Genomic DNA, 17,030 nt, shown 5'->3' with positions numbered 1-17,030 from the left:
TATAAATATGAACAATTACTCTAGGAGGTGTGACTTATGACCAAAGGAATCTTAGGAAGAAAAATCGGTATGACTCAAGTTTTTGCTGAAAACGGTGAACTTATCCCGGTAACAGTTATCGAAGCTGCTAATAACGTGGTTCTTCAAAAGAAAACTGTTGAAACTGATGGCTATGAAGCAGTTCAAGTTGGTTTTGAAAACAAACGTGAAAAGCTTTCTAACAAACCTGAAAAGGGACATGTTGAAAAAGCAAATACTACTCCTAAGCGCTTCATTCGCGAATTCCGCGGAACGGATCTTAATGAATATGAGATCGGTCAAGAAGTCAATGTTAGTATTTTCGCTGAAGGCGATTTAGTAGATGTAACAGGAATTTCAAAGGGTAAAGGTTTCCAAGGCTCTATCAAACGCCATGGACAATCACGCGGACCAATGTCTCATGGTTCTCGTTACCACCGTCGCCCAGGTTCAATGGGTCCTGTAGCTCCAAACCGCGTATTCAAAGGTAAACTATTACCAGGACGTATGGGTGGGGAACAAATTACTGTTCAAAACTTAGCTATCGTTAAAGTTGATGTTGAACGTAACCTACTATTGATCAAAGGTAATGTACCTGGTGCTAGAAAAGCATTGATCAAAGTAAAAACTGCTGTTAAAGCAAAGTAATTTCTGAGAAAGGAGGAGCAATAGAATGCCAAAAGTTACATTGTTCAACCAAACAGGTTCACAAGTTGGCGACATCGAATTAAATGAATCCATCTTTGGTATCGAACCTAATAATCATGTATTATTTGAAGCAATCATTATGCAACGAGCTTCCTTACGTCAAGGAACTCATAAAGTTAAAAACCGTTCTGAAGTTGCAGGCGGTGGACGTAAACCTTGGAAACAAAAAGGAACTGGACGTGCGCGTCAAGGTTCTATCCGTTCTCCACAATGGCGTGGCGGTGGCGTTGTTTTTGGACCAACTCCAAGATCTTACGCTTACAAGCTACCTAAAAAGGTACGTCGTTTAGCTATTAAATCTGCATTGTCTGCAAAGGCATTGGAAGAGAACATTTTGGTACTTGAAAGCTTGTCTTTCGAAGCTCCAAAAACAAAAGAATTTGTAGCAGTACTTAAAAACCTTTCTGTTGATACTAAAACGTTAGTCGTTACTGACGGTTTAGATGAGAAAGTTGCTCTTTCTGCACGTAACATCCCTGGTGTTACTGTAGTGGAAGCTGTTGGTCTTAATGTTCTTGATGTTGTTTCACACAACAAATTGATCTTGACTAAATCAGCTGTCGAAAAAGTAGAGGAGGTGCTTGCATAATGGATGCACGCGATATCATTAAGCGCCCCGTAATCACTGAACGCTCTTCAGACATAATGGCTGAGAAAAAATATACTTTTGAAGTTGATGTTAGAGCTAACAAAACTCAAGTTAAAGATGCTGTTCAAGAAATTTTCGGCGTTAAAGTTGAGAAAGTAAACATCATGAACTACAAAGGTAAATTTAAACGTATGGGCAAACATGCAGGCTATACTAACAAGCGCCGTAAAGCTATTGTTAAATTAACTGCTGACAGCAAAGAAATCGAGCTATTCGAGGCTTAATTCATTAGAGAAGGAGGGAAATACAAATGGCGATTAAGAAGTATAAACCTACCTCTAACGGTCGACGTAATATGACAACTTCCGATTTTGCTGAGATTACTACAGACAAACCGGAAAAATCATTACTTGCTCCTTTACACAGCAAAGGCGGCCGTAATAACCAAGGTAAGTTAACAGTTCGTCATCAAGGTGGCGGCCACAAGCGTCAATACCGTATCATCGATTTCAAACGGAATAAAGATGGTATACCTGGACGCGTTGCTACTATTGAGTACGATCCAAATCGTTCTGCAAACATTGCATTAATTAATTATGTTGATGGAGAAAAACGTTATATCCTAGCTCCGAAAAACCTAGAAGTAGGTTTGGAAATCATGTCAGGTCCAGAAGCTGACATTAAAGTGGGTAACGCTCTTCCTCTTATTAACATCCCAGTTGGTACAGTAATTCATAACATCGAACTTAAACCAGGAAAAGGTGGACAATTAGTCCGTTCAGCAGGAACATCTGCTCAAGTACTTGGTAAAGAAGGTCGTTATGTACTTGTACGTTTAAACTCAGGTGAGGTTCGTATGATTCTTGCTACTTGCCGTGCTACAATCGGTCAAGTTGGTAACGAACAACATGAACTTATCAACATTGGTAAAGCTGGTCGTAATCGTTGGTTAGGCAAACGCCCAACTGTTCGTGGATCAGTAATGAACCCGAATGATCACCCACACGGTGGTGGTGAAGGTAAATCTCCAATCGGACGTAAATCACCAATGTCTCCATGGGGTAAACCAACTCTTGGATTCAAAACTCGTAAGAAGAAAAATAAATCCGATAAATTTATCGTACGTCGTCGTAAAAAATAACGGGATTGACCTACGGTTCATATATAGAACCGTAGAACAGTCACGAAGGGAGGTACTCGCATGGGTCGTAGCTTAAAAAAAGGGCCTTTTGTTGATGATCATTTATTGGTAAAAGTTGAAAAATTAAATGAAGCTGACAAGAAACAGGTAGTAAAAACTTGGTCTCGTCGCTCAACAATCTTCCCGCAATTCATCGGACATACAATCGCTGTTTATGACGGTCGTAAGCATGTGCCGGTTTATGTAACAGAAGATATGGTAGGTCACAAACTAGGCGAATTCGCGCCTACACGCACTTATAAAGGTCACGCAAGTGATGACAAGAAAACAAGACGTTAATGAGAGGAGGGCATCTCATGCAAGCAAAAGCTGTCGCTAAAACAGTTCGTATTGCTCCTCGTAAAGTGCGTTTAGTCGCAGATTTAATTCGAGGAAAACAAGTAGGTGAAGCAGTGGCGATTCTTCGCTTAACACCAAAATCTGCTTCTCCAGTCGTAGAAAAAATTCTGAAATCTGCTATCGCAAATGCAGAACATAACTACGAAATGGATATTAATAACCTAGTCGTTTCAGAGGCATACGTTAACGAAGGACCAACATTAAAACGTTTCCGTCCTCGCGCTCAAGGTCGTGCGAGTGCAATAAACAAACGTACTAGTCATATTACAATCGTTGTATCAGAAAAGAAGGAGGGGTAATCTGTGGGTCAAAAGGTAAATCCTATCGGTTTGCGTATCGGAATCATTCGTGATTGGGAATCCAAATGGTACGCTGATAAAGACTACGCTACTCTTTTGCATGAAGACATTAAAGTTCGTGAATATATCGCGAAACGCTTAAGTGATGCTTCTGTATCCAAGGTTGAAATCGAACGTGCTGCTAACCGCATCAATGTATCAGTTCACACTGCTAAACCAGGAATGGTTATCGGTAAGGGCGGTACTGAAGTTGAAGCACTTCGTAAAGCTTTGAACCAGCTAACTGGCAAAAGAGTTCATATTAATATCATTGAAATTAAAAGAGCAGATCTTGACGCAAAATTGGTTGCTGAAAACATCGCTCGTCAATTAGAAAACCGTGTTTCATTCCGTCGTGCTCAAAAACAAGCTATTCAACGCACTATGCGTTCTGGCGCAAAAGGAATCAAAACACAAGTTTCTGGTCGTCTTGGCGGTGCTGATATTGCTCGTGCTGAACACTACAGCGAAGGAACAGTTCCACTTCACACACTTCGTGCTGACATAGATTATGCTCATGCTGAAGCAGATACTACTTACGGGAAGCTAGGCGTGAAAGTTTGGATCTACCGTGGAGAAGTTCTTCCTACTAAGAAGAAATCTGAGGAAGGAGGAAAATAATATGTTATTGCCAAAACGCGTAAAATACCGTCGTGAACATCGCGGTAAGATGAGAGGGATGGCTAAGGGCGGCACTGAAGTTCATTTTGGAGAATTTGGACTTCAAGCTCAAGAAGCTTCTTGGATCACTAACCGTCAAATCGAGGCAGCTCGTATTGCGATGACTCGTTACATGAAACGTGGAGGAAAAGTTTGGATTAAGATTTTCCCAAGCAAACCTTACACTGCAAAACCGCTTGAAGTACGGATGGGTTCCGGTAAAGGTGCTCCTGAAGGTTGGGTAGCAGTAGTTAAACCGGGCAAAGTATTGTTTGAAATCTCTGGTGTATCTGAAGAGGTGGCAAGAGAAGCATTGCGCCTTGCAGCACACAAACTTCCAATCAAATGTAAGTTTGTAAAAAGAGAGGAAATTGGTGGTGAAACAAATGAAAGCTAATGAAATCAAAGATCTAACCACTGCTGAAATTGAACAAAAACTAAAATCTCTTAAAGAAGAACTATTTAATCTTCGTTTCCAGTTAGCTACTGGACAACTTGAAAATACAGCTCGCATCCGTGAAGTTCGCAAATCGATTGCTCGTATGAAAACAGTTGTTCGTCAAAGAGAGATCGGTGTCACTAATCGATAATGAATGGAGGTTTGCAGAATGAGCGAACGCAACCAACGCAAAATCTACACTGGCCGCGTAGTATCCGATAAAATGGATAAAACAGTAACAGTTGTTGTAGAAACCTATAAAAAGCATTCTTTATACGGTAAACGCGTGAAATACTCTAAAAAGTTAAAAGCTCATGACGAGCTAAATGAAGCGAAAGCTGGCGACGTAGTACGTATTATGGAAACTCGTCCACTTTCAGCTACAAAACGCTTCCGTCTTGTAGAAGTAGTAGAAAAAGCAGTAATTATTTAATATAGTTCGGATTAAGCTAATTCCGAAGGGAGGTACCGTACATGATTCAACAAGAATCTCGTTTAAAAGTCGCTGACAATTCAGGTGCTCGTGAAGTACTAACAATTAAAGTCCTAGGTGGTTCTGGCCGTAAATATGCTAACATCGGTGATGTTATCGTTTGTACAGTTAAACAGGCAACACCAGGAGGCGTTGTTAAAAAAGGTGAAGTCGTTAAGGCTGTTGTTGTCCGTACAAAACGTGGTATGCGTCGTCCTGACGGTTCTTACATTCGTTTTGATGAAAACGCATGTGTAATTATCCGTGACGATAAGAGCCCACGTGGAACTCGTATTTTTGGACCTGTTGCTCGTGAATTACGTAACAATAGTTTCATGAAGATCGTTTCTCTAGCTCCAGAAGTTCTATAATATGTAAAATTTGTATAAAGCCTTTCAAGGAGGTGCCAAGCTAATGCATGTTAAAAAAGGTGACAAAGTCGTAGTCATCTCTGGTAAGGACAAAGGCAAACAAGGAACAATTCTTGAAGCATATCCGAAACAAAATCGTGTGCTTGTTGAAGGAATTAACATCGTGAAAAAGCATTCCAAGCCATCTCAAATTAATCCACAAGGTGGAATTATTAGCAGAGAAGCTGCAATTCACGTATCCAATGTAATGCCACTTGATCCAAAATCAGGTAAACCGACTCGTGTTGGATATAAGATTGAAAATGGTAAAAAAGTACGCGTAGCTAAAATATCAGGTGAAACTTTAGATAAATAAGTCATAAATGAAGGGAGGTACACTAAGCAATGAGCCGCCTTAAAGAAAAATTCAAAAGTGAAATTACACCATCATTGATGGGTAAATTCAACTATCAATCAGTAATGCAAGTACCAAACATTGAGAAAATCGTTATTAATATGGGTGTTGGTGACGCAGTATCTAACTCAAAAGCTTTAGATACAGCTGTTGAAGAACTTACACTTATCACTGGTCAAAAACCAGTTGTAACAAAAGCTAAAAAATCAATCGCAGGCTTCCGTTTGCGTGAAGGTATGCCTATCGGAGCGAAAGTTACATTACGTGGAGAACGTATGTATCAATTCCTTGATAAGCTAGTATCAGTATCTTTACCACGTGTACGTGATTTCCGCGGCGTTTCAAAGAAATCTTTTGACGGACGTGGGAACTATACATTAGGTGTTAAAGAACAACTTATCTTCCCTGAGATTGATTACGATAAAGTGAGCAAAGTTCGTGGTATGGATATCGTTATCGTAACGACTGCCAACACTGACGAAGAAGCTCGTGAACTACTTACTCAAGTTGGAATGCCGTTCCAAAAGTAATCTCTAAATAAAGGGAGGCGAAATCGTGGCTAAAAAGTCTATGATCGTAAAGCAAAAACGCGAACAAAAGTTTAAAGTACAAGAATATACACGTTGCGAACGTTGCGGACGTCCACATTCTGTATTACGTAAATTTAAGCTTTGTCGTATTTGTTTCCGCGAACTTGCATATAAAGGACAAATTCCTGGCGTTAAAAAAGCTAGCTGGTAAAACCCGAGTTTGGGAAGGAGGTAAAATATAATGGTCATGACAGATCCTATTGCAGATATGCTTACTCGCATCCGTAATGCGAATATGGTTCGTCACGAAAAACTAGAAGTTCCTGCTTCAAAGATCAAGAAAGAAATTGCTGAGATCTTAAAGCGTGAAGGCTTCGTACGTGACTTTGAATTAATCGAAGACAACAAACAAGGTATCATCCGTATCTTCTTAAAATACGGTGCAAACAACGAACGTGTTATCACTGGTCTAAAACGTATCAGCAAACCTGGTTTGCGTGTATATGCAAAAACTGGAGAAGTACCACGCGTTTTAAACGGTTTAGGTATCGCGGTTGTTTCTACTTCTCACGGAGTTTTAACTGACAAGGAAGCTCGCTCTAAACAAGTTGGCGGAGAAGTTTTAGCATACGTTTGGTAATACATTTTCACAAGAATGGAGGTGCACAATATGTCTCGTATAGGTAAAAAACCTATTGAAATCCCTGCAGGTGTAACAGTTACTGTTAACGGAAGTGAAGTAACTGTAAAAGGACCTAAAGGTGAATTATCTAGATCATTTAGTCCTGATCTTACAATCGTTGTTGAAGAGAACGTGGTAACTGTTACACGCCCGTCTGACGAGAAGACTCACCGTTCTTTACACGGTACTACTCGCGCACTTATCTCTAACATGGTTGAAGGTGTATCAAAAGGATTTGTAAAATCACTTGAACTTATTGGGGTTGGGTACCGTGCGCAAAAGCAAGGTACTAAGCTTATCCTTAACGTAGGATATTCTCACCCTGTAGAAATAGAACCAGAAGCTGGTGTTGAAGTCGAAGTTCCTTCTAATACAAAAGTAATTATTAAAGGTGCTAGCAAAGAACGTGTAGGAGCTCTTGCAGCTAATATCCGTGATGTTCGCCCACCTGAACCGTATAAAGGTAAAGGTATTCGTTACGAAGGCGAATTCGTTCGTCGTAAAGAAGGTAAAACTGGTAAGTAATGCCGCATAAGTAAACGAAAGGAGTGACGTAAATGATTACGAAGCTTGATAAAAATGCTACTCGTCAGAAAAGACATGCACGTGTGCGTGCAAAGCTTTCTGGAACAGAAGCTCGTCCTCGTTTAAATGTGTTTCGTTCAAACAAACACATTTACGCACAATTAATTGACGATGCAAAAGGCGTAACATTAGCAAGTGCTTCAACTCTTGATAAAGAGATCGGTATCGAAGCTAGTAGCAATGCTGAAGCAGCTCAAAAAGTTGGCGAACTTATTGCGAAACGTGCTGTTGAAAAAGGTTTCAAAGCTGTGGTATTTGACCGCGGTGGTTACCTCTTCCATGGTCGTGTTAAAGCATTGGCTGACGCTGCTCGTGAAAACGGCTTAGAATTTTAATGGATAAGGAGGGACATAAACAGATGCGTAGCATTGATCCTAATAAATTAGAACTTGAAGAACGCGTAGTTACAGTAAATCGTGTAGCTAAAGTTGTTAAAGGCGGACGTCGTTTCCGTTTCACTGCACTAGTAGTTGTAGGTGATAAAAACGGTCATGTTGGATTTGGTACTGGTAAAGCTCAAGAAGTTCCGGATGCAATCCGTAAAGCTATTGAGGACGCTAAGAAAAATCTAATTACTGTACCAATGGTTGGAACTACAATTCCTCACCTTGTGAACGGACGCTATGGCGCAGGTCACATTCTATTGAAACCAGCTTCTGAAGGTACAGGAGTAATTGCTGGTGGTCCTGTTCGTGCGGTACTTGAATTAGGCGGAGTTAGCGATATCTTGTCTAAATCACTAGGTACTAACACACCTATTAATATGGTTCGCGCAACAATCGAAGGATTGAAGCAATTGAAACGTGCTGAAGACGTAGCTAAGTTACGTGGAAAATCAGTACAAGAACTGTTAGGATAAGGAGGGAAATCAAATTATGGCTAATAAATTAGAAATTACCCTCACTCGCAGCTTGATTGGTCGTCCTGAAGATCAACGTGTTACAGTTAACACTTTGGGTTTACGTAAAATGCATCAAACGGTTGTTCATGATGATAACCCTGCGATTCGCGGTATGATTACCAAAGTTGCTCATCTTGTTACTGTAAAAGAACAATAAAATAATTTTTAACTTAACAAGGAGGTGCCAACATGAAACTTCATGAGTTAAAAGCTGCAGAAGGTTCTCGTAAAGAACGTAAACGTAAAGGTCGCGGTATTGGATCTGGTAACGGTAAAACAGCAGGTAAAGGTCACAAAGGACAAAACGCTCGTTCCGGCGGCGGTGTACGCCTTGGATTTGAAGGGGGACAAACTCCTCTATTCAGACGTTTACCTAAACGTGGATTTACCAACATTAACCGTAAAGACTATGCTATCGTGAATCTTGATACGTTAAATCTTTTCGAAGACGGTACTGAAGTAACACCAGCTCTATTACTTGAGACTGGTATTGTAAGTAAAGAAAAAGCAGGAATCAAAATTCTTGCAAAAGGAAGCATTGAGAAAAAGCTTACTGTTAAAGCTCACAAATTCTCTTCTACTGCTAAAGAAGCTATCGAAGCTGCTGGCGGTAATACAGAGGTGATCTAATGTTTCGCACGATCTCCAATTTTATGCGCGTGGGTGAAATAAGGAATAAGATTATTTTTACCCTTCTAATGTTAATCGTCTATCGCATCGGTACATTTATTCCTGTGCCGCATGTGAATGCCGATTTTCTCGCTGCACAGGACCAGCTAAGCGTCATAGGTCTTTTAAATACCTTTGGCGGCGGGGCACTTCAAAACTTCTCTATTTTAGCGATGGGTATTATGCCGTATATCACGGCATCTATTATCGTTCAACTATTACAGATGGATGTTGTACCAAAGTTCACTGAATGGTCTAAACAAGGAGAAGCAGGGCGCCGTAAATTAGCTCAATTCACGCGGTACTTCACTATTATACTCGGATTTATCCAAGCTTTTGGTATGTCTTATGGGTTCAATAATATGTCAGGTGGCCAATTGATTGAAAATCCTGGAATTGCAACATACTTGCTTATTGCGACTGTCTTAACGGCAGGAACAGCTTTTCTTTTGTGGTTAGGAGAGCTGATCACTGCTAAAGGTGTAGGTAATGGGATTTCTATCATAATCTTTGCTGGTATCGTGGCTAGTTTGCCAAATACGGCAAACCAGATCTACGCACAACAGTTCGAAAATGCTGGAGATCAATTATTTTTACGAATAATAACTATTGTCCTTATTGTTTTAGCAGTATTAGCAATCGTGGTTGCTGTTATTTTTATTCAGCAGGCATTGCGTAAAATTCCTATTCAGTATGCCAAGCGTGCTGCGGTAGGTCGTACACAAATGGGTGGCCAGTCTACACATTTACCATTGAAAGTAAATGCTGCGGGGGTTATTCCGGTAATCTTTGCAATGGCATTTCTTATCACCCCAACTACAATCGCTTCTTTTTTTGGAAAGAACAGTGTTACTAGTTGGATTACAGAACATCTTGTTTATACCAATCCAATTGGTATGATCATATATGTTGCTCTTATCATTGCTTTTGCGTATTTTTATGCATTCATTCAGGTTAATCCTGAACAAATGGCTGAGAATTTGAAAAAGCAAGGTGGCTATGTGCCAGGGATTCGTCCAGGTAAGAGTACACAAGAATATTTAACACGTGTTTTATACCGTCTAACGTTTGTTGGTTCTATATTCTTAGCAGTCATCGCCGTTTTACCGGTATTTTTCATAAAGCTTGCTGATCTTCCTCAATCTGCACAGATTGGTGGAACTAGTTTACTAATCGTTGTAGGGGTAGCCCTTGATACGATGAAACAGCTAGAGTCACAACTTGTGAAAAGACACTATAAAGGTTTTATAAAGTAATGAGTTTTGGGAACAACATGTTCCCTTTACCCATTATAGAGTTTGAGGGGGAAGAAAATTGAATCTAGTGTTAATGGGTCTGCCGGGTGCTGGTAAGGGTACTCAAGCCGAACAAATCGTAGAAAAATATAATATCCCTCATATTTCTACTGGAGATATGTTCCGAACAGCTATCAAAGATGGAACAGAATTAGGTCTAAAGGCAAAATCATTCATGGACAAAGGCGAATTGGTACCTGATGAAGTTACCATCGGCATTGTACGTGAGCGTTTAAGCAAGGAGGACTGCCTAAAAGGATTTTTGCTTGATGGATTCCCACGTACTGTGGCACAAGCAGAAGCACTTGAAAGCATCCTTACTGATTTAGATCGCAAAATAAATTTTGTCATTAATATCGATGTGGATAAAAGCATCTTAATGGAAAGATTGACAGGACGTCGTATTTGCAAATCATGTGGTGCGACATATCATCTTGTATTCAATCCTCCTGCTAAAGATGATGTATGCGACCGCTGTGGCGGAGAATTATATCAACGTGCTGACGATAATGAAGAAACGGTTCAAAATCGCTTAGATGTGAATTTGAAACAAACTAAGCCACTTCTTGATTTCTACGGAGAAAAAGGATACTTGGTAAACATTAACGGACAGCAAGATATTAATAAGGTATTTGAAAACATTGATGTGTTACTTGGTGCTTTGCAAAATTAATCATCGTATTGATTTATGAAATTCATACCATTTTTACAACTTACTAGTTAAACTTGGTGCATTCCTTTAATACAAAGGGTATAATGGATTTCGCTAGAGCATTCTCACATTTATTAATCAGGTTCTTGTACTTGGTATTCCCTGAATTGGGCGATTACTTTATAAGTAATCTTCATGGACATATCCGGTCGGCAAAATTGATGAAGAAATGCAGTGACTCTATTAGGATTCCTAAAGAGTCATGATATAGAGGGTTGAAAGAAGCTATGTCAGGCGTGCGCCTTTCAAACATCTCCCATGCTATTCAAACCTATGTCGAGACTAATTGCTTCTCTATTTTGAGAGTATGTCGGTCACGGAATCGGTCAAGACTTACATGAGGACCCATAAATTCCTCATTTCGGTCCAACTGATAAAGGTCCTCAGTTAAAGCCTGGTTCTACAAAATGGTGAATACTTGATGCAGAATTGTATGACTTTTGAGGATAATTGGACTGGAGTAATGTTGACGGAAAGATGTGTACCTTTAATAGGTTCACGCATAGAGAAGGGAGAATCACTTTAATGGCGAAAGATGATGTAATTGAAGTAGAAGGCACAGTACAAGAGACTTTGCCAAATGCAATGTTTAAGGTAGAATTAGAAAATGGTCATACTGTTTTAGCTCATGTATCCGGTAAAATTCGTATGCACTTTATTCGCATTTTGCCTGGAGATAAAGTTACGGTTGAGCTTTCCCCGTATGATCTAACTCGCGGCAGAATCACATACCGGTTTAAATAATCCGGTTACGCTCCGATCTGTATAAGGAGGTTAGATAGCAATGAAAGTCAGACCATCAGTCAAACCAATCTGCGAAAAGTGTAAAGTTATCCGCAGAAAAGGTAAAGTTATGGTTATTTGCGAAAACCCTAAACATAAACAAAAACAAGGCTAAATAGAAGGAGGTGCACTCAAGCATGGCACGTATTGCTGGAGTAGATATTCCCCGTGACAAACGTATTGTTATCTCATTAACATATATATATGGTATTGGAAAACAAACAGCGATTAAAGTTCTTGCAGAAGCTGGTGTTTCTGAAGAAACTCGCGTTCGTGACTTAACGGAAGACGAATTGAACAAAATTCGTGATATCATTGACAAGTTAAAAGTAGAAGGCGACCTTCGTCGTGAAATTTCCCTTAACATTAAACGTCTAATGGAAATCGGTTCTTACCGTGGTTTACGTCACCGTCGTGGACTTCCTGTTCGTGGACAAAATACAAAAAACAATGCTCGTACGCGTAAAGGACCTCGTCGTACTGTAGCTAACAAGAAAAAATAATTAGTAAAGGAGGTTACTTTTCATGGCACGTAAAACTAATACACGTAAACGTCGTGTGAAAAAGAATATAGAAACTGGTATTGCACATATTCGTTCAACATTCAATAACACAATCGTTACGATCACTGACTCTCATGGTAATGCTATTTCTTGGTCAAGTGCTGGAGCTTTAGGTTTCCGTGGATCTCGTAAATCTACGCCATTCGCTGCACAAATGGCTGCTGAAACAGCTGCTAAAACATCAATTGAACATGGTATGAAAACTCTTGAAGTTACAGTTAAAGGACCTGGTGCTGGACGTGAGGCTGCTATTCGTGCACTTCAAGCTGCTGGCCTAGAAGTAACTGCAATTAAAGATGTAACTCCAGTTCCACATAACGGATGCCGTCCACCAAAACGTCGCCGTGTTTAATTTTTCTGTATAGATTTTGTATTCCTGTCAATAATGGGATATAATACTAAGTTTGCGTTCTTACAGAAGATTAATTTTCAGTTGTTGCGCACAGCGGGAACGTATACATGGGGAATTTCGGTTTAAGTGACATGTTTACTTACCGGGGTTTTGACGTTTTGAAGGAGGGTTTATTGATGATCGAAATAGAAAAACCAAAAATCGAAACGGTTGAAATCAACGACGATACCAAATTCGGTAAATTCGTCGTAGAGCCACTAGAGCGTGGGTATGGTACTACATTGGGTAACTCCTTACGTCGTATCCTTTTATCCTCACTCCCAGGTGCTGCTGTCACAGCTATACAAATTGATGGAGTGCTACATGAGTTCTCAACAATTGAAGGCGTCGTAGAGGATGTTACATCTATCATTCTTAATGTGAAAAAACTAGCTCTAAAGATTTACTCTGATGAAGAGAAGACGCTAGAAATTGACGTTCAAGGTGACGGAGTCATTACGGCTGCTGATATCACTCATGATAGTGATGTAGAAATTCTTAATCCGGATTTATATATTGCTACAATCGGTAAAAACGGTCATATGCGTATGCGTTTATCTGCACGTCGCGGCCGCGGCTACACTCCTGCTGTTCAAAACAAGAGAGAAGATCAGCCAATTGGTGTAATTCCAATCGATGCTCTTTACACTCCAGTTTCACGAGTATCTTTCCAAGTTGAAAATACACGTGTTGGACAGTTGTCTAACTTTGACAAGTTAACGTTCGATGTTTGGACTGATGGCAGTACGGGTCCGCAAGAAGCGGTAGCACTTGGAGCTAAGATTTTAACAGAGCATTTAAATATCTTTGTTGGGTTAACTGACGAAGCTCAAAATGCTGAAATCATGGTTGAAAAAGAAGAGGATCAAAAAGAAAAAGTTCTTGAGATGACGATCGAAGAATTAGACCTTTCTGTTCGTTCTTATAACTGCTTGAAACGTGCTGGAATCAATACCGTTCAAGAGCTTGCTCACAAAACGGAAGAAGATATGATGAAAGTTCGCAATCTAGGCCGTAAATCACTTGAAGAAGTGAAAGCGAAACTAGAAGAATTAGGCTTAGGTCTTCGTAAAGACGACTGATAACATGGCGGAATCATCCATTATGTTGTGAGCCTTGTAATAGACACATAATATAGAACTTCAACAAAGGAGGGAATCTCTAATGGGTTACAGAAAGTTAGGACGCACTAGCGCACAACGTAAAGCATTACTTCGTGATTTAGCTACGGATCTTATTATCCATGAGCGCATTGAAACTACTGAAGCACGTGCAAAAGAATTACGTTCTGTAGTAGATAAAATGATCACTCTTGGTAAACGTGGTGACTTGCATGCACGCCGTCAAGCTGCAGCATTCATCCGTAACGAAATCGCTGACGCTGAGAATGGTACAGATGCCCTTCAAAAGCTATTCAGTGACGTTGCTCCACGTTATGAAGAACGTCAAGGCGGATACACTCGTATCATGAAAGTTGGTCCACGCCGCGGTGACGGTGCACCAGTCGTGGTTATTGAATTAGTTTAATAACAACGATGAAAAAGGGCAGGACAAATGAATATACTCACTTGTTCTTTGCCCTTTTTCTTTTTTTATAGAAATTCTGTTTTTTTAGAAATTCGCATTGAGTGTTACGATGGCTGGCGGAACCTGTTCTACAGGGAGCCTTCACGTCTAGCTCAAGCATCCCTTCCCGCTTTTTATAAGCGATTATAAGATAACCTGTTTTTCGTAACAGGCCCGCTGTAAGCTGCTCTTAATTTACCGAAAATTCTTTCGGTGGAAGGGGTGCAGCGTTTTTTTATATTTTCAGAAGAATAAATACTGATATTTCATTGTTTATTTATGTTAATTCAGCAGAGTTAAGATAAGATGAGTGCAGTCGAGGATGAGGAGGGCCACATGGGGAAGAAGCTGGTTTCTTTAGAGAATATTATTTTTAGATATGAGGGTCAGTCTCGAAACGCCTTAGATGATGTTTCTTTTGATATTTATCAAGGGGAGTGGCTTGCGATCGTTGGCCATAATGGTTCCGGCAAGTCGACATTAGCGAAGTTATTGAATGGTCTTCAGTTCGCCCACTCAGGTACGATTATGATTAATGATCAAATATTGACGGAAGAAACCGTTTGGGATGTACGCCAGAAAATTGGCATGGTTTTTCAAAATCCAGATAATCAATTTGTAGGCACTACAGTTCAGGATGATGTGGCTTTTGGTTTAGAAAACGCCGGTGTTTCTCAGCAGGTTATGGTGGAGCGTGTTCATGGTGCGCTGAATAAGGTTAAAATGAATGCCTTTCTTAATCAAGAGCCGCACCATCTATCCGGCGGTCAAAAGCAACGAGTGGCCATAGCAGGTGTCATTGCCTTACAGCCAGATATCATCATCTTAGATGAAGCAACCTCTATGCTTGACCCAAGAGGCCGTGAAGAAGTGCTTGAAACTGTGAGAGAATTAAAACAGGAAAATGAGATTACAGTTATATCGATTACCCATGATCTTGAGGAAGCTGCGAAAGCTGATCGTATGATAGTCATGAATCAAGGTCAGTTATATCGCGAAGGGCCTCCTCAAGATATTTTTGAATTAGAGGAAGAATTAATAGCTCTTGGTCTAGATATTCCCTTTTCGGTAAAACTAACTAAAGAGTTGCAAAAAAATGGTGTTCGTGTTGTGAATGGGCATTTGACAGAGGAAGAGTTGGTGAAGGATTTATGCGAATTACACTCGATGATGTAGAATACCGCTATCAGGTCAATACTCCCTTTGAACATCTAGCCCTTCATGATGTTAATATTTCAATGGAATCGGGAACCTATACTGCAATAATAGGCCATACAGGCTCCGGTAAATCAACGTTACTGCAGCATTTAAATGCTCTTTTAAAACCGACTAAGGGGCGAGTCTTCATTGGAGACCGGACGATAGAAGCCGGAAAAAAAGAAAAGTTATTACGGCCGATTAGACAAAAGGTCGGTATTGTTTTTCAGTTTCCGGAACACCAGCTATTTGATGAAACCGTTGAAAAGGATATATGTTTCGGGCCAATGAATTTTGGGGTTTCTGAAGTAGAAGCTAAGAAATTAGCAAGGAAAGCCATTGTACAAGTTGGACTAAGTGAGGATATTCTGGTAAAATCTCCATTCGACTTATCCGGTGGTCAAATGCGACGGGTAGCCATAGCAGGTGTACTGGCTATGGAACCGGAAGTATTGGTACTAGATGAGCCTACAGCCGGACTTGATCCACGAGGACGGAAAGAAATTATGGATATGTTTTATGATTTGCATAAAGTTCGCGGCATTTCAACGATTCTGGTGACTCATAGCATGGAGGATGCAGCTAAGTATGCGGATGACATTGTTATCATGCACCAGGGTACGGTGTTCAAAAAAGGAACTCCTCAGGAGATTTTTTCCCAGCCTGAGCAGTTGCTAGAGCTTGGTCTGGATGTACCTGATACGGTCCGTTTTCAACTCAAGCTTCAGAAGGAACTAGGTGTTCGTTTTGATCACCCTTGTCTTAATATCGGGGATTTAGCGATAGAAATCGATAAAGCGATGAAACGGGGGAACCGCTAATGCTGGATAAAATGATTATCGGGCGTTATGTCCCTTCTGACTCTGTGATGCATAAAATGGACCCGAGGGCTAAGCTACTCTTGGTATTCCTGTTTGTCTGTGTCGTTTTTTTGGCGAATAATGTCGTTTCATACTCTTTGCTTGCTGTATTTACTGTAATGTTGATTAGTCTTTCTAAGATTCCGCTTCGCTATCTTTATAATGGATTAAAACCTATCTTTTTCTTAATCGTCTTTACATTCTTACTGCATATCTTGTTTACGAAAGAAGGAGAAGTCCTTTTTAAATATGGCTGGTTTGAAATTTACGAAGGTGGCTTGATTCAAGGGTTATTTATATCCTTAAGGTTTACCTTACTAATTCTGGTTACGTCTCTATTAACGTTGACGACAACCCCGATATCCATTACTGATGGAATGGAGGAGTTGTTGGGGCCCTTAAAAAAATGGAAGATGCCGGTTCATGAACTAGCATTGATGATGTCCATTGCCCTTCGATTCATTCCAACGCTAATGGAAGAAACCGAAAAAATCATGAAGGCACAAACAGCAAGGGGAGTTGACTTTTCATCAGGTCCAATAAAGGATAGGGTTAAATCGATAGTACCGCTGCTTGTCCCATTATTTGTGAGCTCGTTCAAACGGGCAGAAGAATTGGCAACAGCCATGGAATCCAGAGGATACCGTGGTGGGGAAGGCCGTACAAAATACCGTCAATTAAGTTGGAAGACTAGTGACAGCCTGTTGATGGTCTCTCTAGGTGCTCTTGCGGTCATGTTATTTTTATTACGTTCATAATAAGGAAGA

At 40.3% G+C, this 17,030-nt stretch carries 31 protein-coding genes and 1 pseudogene; all 32 read left to right on the top strand.

What is annotated here, in order from left to right; translation table 11 throughout:
• Positions 1-36: 36 nt before the first annotated feature.
• The 32 genes and pseudogenes from rplC (at position 37) to JFU24_RS15620 (ending at position 17,021) form a co-directional block, all read left to right on the top strand.
• Positions 37-666: a 50S ribosomal protein L3 gene (gene rplC, locus JFU24_RS15770; protein ID WP_201188202.1), complete on the top strand. Its 630-nt coding sequence runs from the start codon at positions 37-39 to the stop codon at positions 664-666.
• Between the two features lie 25 nt (positions 667-691).
• Positions 692-1,315: a 50S ribosomal protein L4 gene (rplD, locus tag JFU24_RS15765; RefSeq protein ID WP_053349064.1), complete on the top strand. Its 624-nt coding sequence runs from the start codon at positions 692-694 to the stop codon at positions 1,313-1,315.
• Positions 1,315-1,599 (top strand): 50S ribosomal protein L23, encoded by a 285-nt coding sequence (gene rplW, locus JFU24_RS15760; RefSeq protein ID WP_034305023.1) that lies wholly within the window; start codon positions 1,315-1,317, stop codon positions 1,597-1,599. Before rplD ends, rplW begins: the two co-directional genes overlap by 1 nt.
• 26 nt (positions 1,600-1,625) lie before the next feature.
• Positions 1,626-2,456 carry a 50S ribosomal protein L2 gene (gene rplB, locus JFU24_RS15755; RefSeq protein WP_053349063.1) on the top strand — a complete coding sequence of 277 codons (831 nt, stop codon included), beginning with the start codon at positions 1,626-1,628 and terminating at the stop codon, positions 2,454-2,456.
• A 60-nt stretch (positions 2,457-2,516) separates the two neighbouring features.
• The gene (gene rpsS / locus JFU24_RS15750; protein WP_034305018.1) at positions 2,517-2,795 is read left to right on the top strand and encodes a 30S ribosomal protein S19; all 279 of its coding nucleotides are present in this window, start codon (positions 2,517-2,519) and stop codon (positions 2,793-2,795) included.
• 17 nt (positions 2,796-2,812) lie between these two features.
• On the top strand, positions 2,813-3,154 hold the full coding sequence (gene rplV / locus JFU24_RS15745) for a 50S ribosomal protein L22 (RefSeq protein ID WP_034305017.1): 342 nt from the start codon (positions 2,813-2,815) through the stop codon (positions 3,152-3,154).
• A gap of 3 nt (positions 3,155-3,157) precedes the next feature.
• Positions 3,158-3,814 carry a 30S ribosomal protein S3 gene (gene rpsC, locus JFU24_RS15740; protein ID WP_053349062.1) on the top strand — a complete coding sequence of 219 codons (657 nt, stop codon included), beginning with the start codon at positions 3,158-3,160 and terminating at the stop codon, positions 3,812-3,814.
• A 1-nt stretch (position 3,815) separates the two neighbouring features.
• Positions 3,816-4,250 (top strand): 50S ribosomal protein L16, encoded by a 435-nt coding sequence (gene rplP, locus JFU24_RS15735; RefSeq protein ID WP_053349061.1) that lies wholly within the window; start codon positions 3,816-3,818, stop codon positions 4,248-4,250.
• Complete coding sequence (gene rpmC / locus JFU24_RS15730) at positions 4,240-4,443, top strand: 50S ribosomal protein L29 (RefSeq protein ID WP_034305010.1); 204 nt, start codon at positions 4,240-4,242, stop codon at positions 4,441-4,443. Before rplP ends, rpmC begins: the two co-directional genes overlap by 11 nt.
• An 18-nt stretch (positions 4,444-4,461) precedes the next feature.
• Positions 4,462-4,725 carry a 30S ribosomal protein S17 gene (rpsQ, locus tag JFU24_RS15725; RefSeq protein ID WP_034305007.1) on the top strand — a complete coding sequence of 88 codons (264 nt, stop codon included), beginning with the start codon at positions 4,462-4,464 and terminating at the stop codon, positions 4,723-4,725.
• 41 nt (positions 4,726-4,766) lie between these two features.
• The gene (rplN, locus tag JFU24_RS15720; protein WP_053349060.1) at positions 4,767-5,135 is read left to right on the top strand and encodes a 50S ribosomal protein L14; all 369 of its coding nucleotides are present in this window, start codon (positions 4,767-4,769) and stop codon (positions 5,133-5,135) included.
• 43 nt (positions 5,136-5,178) lie between these two features.
• A complete protein-coding gene (gene rplX / locus JFU24_RS15715) occupies positions 5,179-5,490 on the top strand; it encodes a 50S ribosomal protein L24 (protein ID WP_053349059.1) in 312 nt (103 codons plus the stop codon).
• A 29-nt stretch (positions 5,491-5,519) separates the two neighbouring features.
• Positions 5,520-6,059 (top strand): 50S ribosomal protein L5, encoded by a 540-nt coding sequence (gene rplE, locus JFU24_RS15710; RefSeq protein WP_053349058.1) that lies wholly within the window; start codon positions 5,520-5,522, stop codon positions 6,057-6,059.
• Positions 6,060-6,084: 25 nt separating this feature from the next.
• Positions 6,085-6,270, top strand: a complete 186-nt coding sequence (locus tag JFU24_RS15705) for a type Z 30S ribosomal protein S14 (RefSeq protein ID WP_034304998.1) — start codon at positions 6,085-6,087, stop codon at positions 6,268-6,270.
• Positions 6,271-6,300: 30 nt separating this feature from the next.
• The gene (gene rpsH, locus JFU24_RS15700) at positions 6,301-6,699 is read left to right on the top strand and encodes a 30S ribosomal protein S8 (RefSeq protein ID WP_053349057.1); all 399 of its coding nucleotides are present in this window, start codon (positions 6,301-6,303) and stop codon (positions 6,697-6,699) included.
• Between the two features lie 30 nt (positions 6,700-6,729).
• The gene (rplF, locus tag JFU24_RS15695) at positions 6,730-7,266 is read left to right on the top strand and encodes a 50S ribosomal protein L6 (protein ID WP_053349056.1); all 537 of its coding nucleotides are present in this window, start codon (positions 6,730-6,732) and stop codon (positions 7,264-7,266) included.
• Positions 7,267-7,298: 32 nt separating this feature from the next.
• On the top strand, positions 7,299-7,661 hold the full coding sequence (gene rplR / locus JFU24_RS15690) for a 50S ribosomal protein L18 (RefSeq protein ID WP_053349055.1): 363 nt from the start codon (positions 7,299-7,301) through the stop codon (positions 7,659-7,661).
• 23 nt (positions 7,662-7,684) lie between these two features.
• Positions 7,685-8,185, top strand: a complete 501-nt coding sequence (rpsE, locus tag JFU24_RS15685) for a 30S ribosomal protein S5 (protein ID WP_034304987.1) — start codon at positions 7,685-7,687, stop codon at positions 8,183-8,185.
• Between the two features lie 16 nt (positions 8,186-8,201).
• Positions 8,202-8,384: a 50S ribosomal protein L30 gene (rpmD, locus tag JFU24_RS15680; RefSeq protein ID WP_053349054.1), complete on the top strand. Its 183-nt coding sequence runs from the start codon at positions 8,202-8,204 to the stop codon at positions 8,382-8,384.
• Between the two features lie 32 nt (positions 8,385-8,416).
• Positions 8,417-8,857, top strand: a complete 441-nt coding sequence (gene rplO / locus JFU24_RS15675) for a 50S ribosomal protein L15 (RefSeq protein WP_053349053.1) — start codon at positions 8,417-8,419, stop codon at positions 8,855-8,857.
• Positions 8,857-10,152: a preprotein translocase subunit SecY gene (gene secY, locus JFU24_RS15670; protein ID WP_053349052.1), complete on the top strand. Its 1,296-nt coding sequence runs from the start codon at positions 8,857-8,859 to the stop codon at positions 10,150-10,152. The genes rplO and secY overlap by 1 nt, the downstream gene beginning before the upstream one ends.
• A 58-nt stretch (positions 10,153-10,210) precedes the next feature.
• Positions 10,211-10,864, top strand: coding sequence for an adenylate kinase (locus JFU24_RS15665; RefSeq protein ID WP_201188204.1), 654 nt, complete (start codon positions 10,211-10,213; stop codon positions 10,862-10,864).
• 169 nt (positions 10,865-11,033) lie between these two features.
• A pseudogene (locus JFU24_RS30345) lies at positions 11,034-11,251 on the top strand (M24 family metallopeptidase); the annotation flags it as partial.
• A 177-nt stretch (positions 11,252-11,428) separates the two neighbouring features.
• Positions 11,429-11,647, top strand: a complete 219-nt coding sequence (infA, locus tag JFU24_RS15660) for a translation initiation factor IF-1 (protein WP_028390440.1) — start codon at positions 11,429-11,431, stop codon at positions 11,645-11,647.
• Positions 11,648-11,687: 40 nt separating this feature from the next.
• On the top strand, positions 11,688-11,801 hold the full coding sequence (gene rpmJ / locus JFU24_RS15655; protein ID WP_003156543.1) for a 50S ribosomal protein L36: 114 nt from the start codon (positions 11,688-11,690) through the stop codon (positions 11,799-11,801).
• Between the two features lie 22 nt (positions 11,802-11,823).
• Complete coding sequence (rpsM, locus tag JFU24_RS15650) at positions 11,824-12,189, top strand: 30S ribosomal protein S13 (RefSeq protein WP_053349050.1); 366 nt, start codon at positions 11,824-11,826, stop codon at positions 12,187-12,189.
• 22 nt (positions 12,190-12,211) lie between these two features.
• On the top strand, positions 12,212-12,601 hold the full coding sequence (gene rpsK / locus JFU24_RS15645; protein ID WP_028390438.1) for a 30S ribosomal protein S11: 390 nt from the start codon (positions 12,212-12,214) through the stop codon (positions 12,599-12,601).
• A gap of 176 nt (positions 12,602-12,777) precedes the next feature.
• The gene (locus JFU24_RS15640) at positions 12,778-13,722 is read left to right on the top strand and encodes a DNA-directed RNA polymerase subunit alpha (RefSeq protein WP_053349049.1); all 945 of its coding nucleotides are present in this window, start codon (positions 12,778-12,780) and stop codon (positions 13,720-13,722) included.
• Positions 13,723-13,804: 82 nt separating this feature from the next.
• Positions 13,805-14,167: a 50S ribosomal protein L17 gene (gene rplQ / locus JFU24_RS15635; RefSeq protein ID WP_056521835.1), complete on the top strand. Its 363-nt coding sequence runs from the start codon at positions 13,805-13,807 to the stop codon at positions 14,165-14,167.
• A 375-nt stretch (positions 14,168-14,542) separates the two neighbouring features.
• Positions 14,543-15,382 (top strand): energy-coupling factor ABC transporter ATP-binding protein, encoded by an 840-nt coding sequence (locus JFU24_RS15630; protein WP_056521838.1) that lies wholly within the window; start codon positions 14,543-14,545, stop codon positions 15,380-15,382.
• A complete protein-coding gene (locus tag JFU24_RS15625) occupies positions 15,358-16,224 on the top strand; it encodes an energy-coupling factor ABC transporter ATP-binding protein (protein WP_056521841.1) in 867 nt (288 codons plus the stop codon). The genes JFU24_RS15630 and JFU24_RS15625 overlap by 25 nt, the downstream gene beginning before the upstream one ends.
• The gene (locus JFU24_RS15620) at positions 16,224-17,021 is read left to right on the top strand and encodes an energy-coupling factor transporter transmembrane component T family protein (protein WP_056521844.1); all 798 of its coding nucleotides are present in this window, start codon (positions 16,224-16,226) and stop codon (positions 17,019-17,021) included. Before JFU24_RS15625 ends, JFU24_RS15620 begins: the two co-directional genes overlap by 1 nt.
• Positions 17,022-17,030 lie beyond the last annotated feature (9 nt).

The organism is Peribacillus sp. TH27, from assembly GCF_016650915.1.
GTDB classification, from domain to species: Bacteria; Bacillota; Bacilli; order Bacillales; family DSM-1321; genus Peribacillus; species Peribacillus butanolivorans.
The sequence above is the reverse complement of the archived record's forward strand: the minus strand, read 5'-3'. Positions and strand labels throughout refer to the sequence as shown.

Bases quoted from the DNA above. Each gene is read 5' to 3' on its own strand.
- rplC (WP_201188202.1), top strand. From the start codon at position 37: ATGACCAAAGGAATCTTAGGAAGAAAAATCGGTATGACTCAAGTTTTT.
- rplD (WP_053349064.1), top strand. From the start codon at position 692: ATGCCAAAAGTTACATTGTTCAACCAAACAGGTTCACAAGTTGGCGAC.
- rplW (WP_034305023.1), top strand. From the start codon at position 1,315: ATGGATGCACGCGATATCATTAAGCGCCCCGTAATCACTGAACGCTCT.
- rplB (WP_053349063.1), top strand. From the start codon at position 1,626: ATGGCGATTAAGAAGTATAAACCTACCTCTAACGGTCGACGTAATATG.
- rpsS (WP_034305018.1), top strand. From the start codon at position 2,517: ATGGGTCGTAGCTTAAAAAAAGGGCCTTTTGTTGATGATCATTTATTG.
- rplV (WP_034305017.1), top strand. From the start codon at position 2,813: ATGCAAGCAAAAGCTGTCGCTAAAACAGTTCGTATTGCTCCTCGTAAA.
- rplP (WP_053349061.1), top strand. From the start codon at position 3,816: ATGTTATTGCCAAAACGCGTAAAATACCGTCGTGAACATCGCGGTAAG.
- rpmC (WP_034305010.1), top strand. From the start codon at position 4,240: ATGAAAGCTAATGAAATCAAAGATCTAACCACTGCTGAAATTGAACAA.
- rpsQ (WP_034305007.1), top strand. From the start codon at position 4,462: ATGAGCGAACGCAACCAACGCAAAATCTACACTGGCCGCGTAGTATCC.
- rplN (WP_053349060.1), top strand. From the start codon at position 4,767: ATGATTCAACAAGAATCTCGTTTAAAAGTCGCTGACAATTCAGGTGCT.
- rplX (WP_053349059.1), top strand. From the start codon at position 5,179: ATGCATGTTAAAAAAGGTGACAAAGTCGTAGTCATCTCTGGTAAGGAC.
- rplE (WP_053349058.1), top strand. From the start codon at position 5,520: ATGAGCCGCCTTAAAGAAAAATTCAAAAGTGAAATTACACCATCATTG.
- rpsH (WP_053349057.1), top strand. From the start codon at position 6,301: ATGGTCATGACAGATCCTATTGCAGATATGCTTACTCGCATCCGTAAT.
- rplF (WP_053349056.1), top strand. From the start codon at position 6,730: ATGTCTCGTATAGGTAAAAAACCTATTGAAATCCCTGCAGGTGTAACA.
- rplR (WP_053349055.1), top strand. From the start codon at position 7,299: ATGATTACGAAGCTTGATAAAAATGCTACTCGTCAGAAAAGACATGCA.
- rpsE (WP_034304987.1), top strand. From the start codon at position 7,685: ATGCGTAGCATTGATCCTAATAAATTAGAACTTGAAGAACGCGTAGTT.
- rpmD (WP_053349054.1), top strand. From the start codon at position 8,202: ATGGCTAATAAATTAGAAATTACCCTCACTCGCAGCTTGATTGGTCGT.
- rplO (WP_053349053.1), top strand. From the start codon at position 8,417: ATGAAACTTCATGAGTTAAAAGCTGCAGAAGGTTCTCGTAAAGAACGT.
- secY (WP_053349052.1), top strand. From the start codon at position 8,857: ATGTTTCGCACGATCTCCAATTTTATGCGCGTGGGTGAAATAAGGAAT.
- infA (WP_028390440.1), top strand. From the start codon at position 11,429: ATGGCGAAAGATGATGTAATTGAAGTAGAAGGCACAGTACAAGAGACT.
- rpmJ (WP_003156543.1), top strand. From the start codon at position 11,688: ATGAAAGTCAGACCATCAGTCAAACCAATCTGCGAAAAGTGTAAAGTT.
- rpsM (WP_053349050.1), top strand. From the start codon at position 11,824: ATGGCACGTATTGCTGGAGTAGATATTCCCCGTGACAAACGTATTGTT.
- rpsK (WP_028390438.1), top strand. From the start codon at position 12,212: ATGGCACGTAAAACTAATACACGTAAACGTCGTGTGAAAAAGAATATA.
- JFU24_RS15640 (WP_053349049.1), top strand. From the start codon at position 12,778: ATGATCGAAATAGAAAAACCAAAAATCGAAACGGTTGAAATCAACGAC.
- rplQ (WP_056521835.1), top strand. From the start codon at position 13,805: ATGGGTTACAGAAAGTTAGGACGCACTAGCGCACAACGTAAAGCATTA.
- JFU24_RS15630 (WP_056521838.1), top strand. From the start codon at position 14,543: ATGGGGAAGAAGCTGGTTTCTTTAGAGAATATTATTTTTAGATATGAG.
- JFU24_RS15625 (WP_056521841.1), top strand. From the start codon at position 15,358: ATGCGAATTACACTCGATGATGTAGAATACCGCTATCAGGTCAATACT.
- JFU24_RS15620 (WP_056521844.1), top strand. From the start codon at position 16,224: ATGCTGGATAAAATGATTATCGGGCGTTATGTCCCTTCTGACTCTGTG.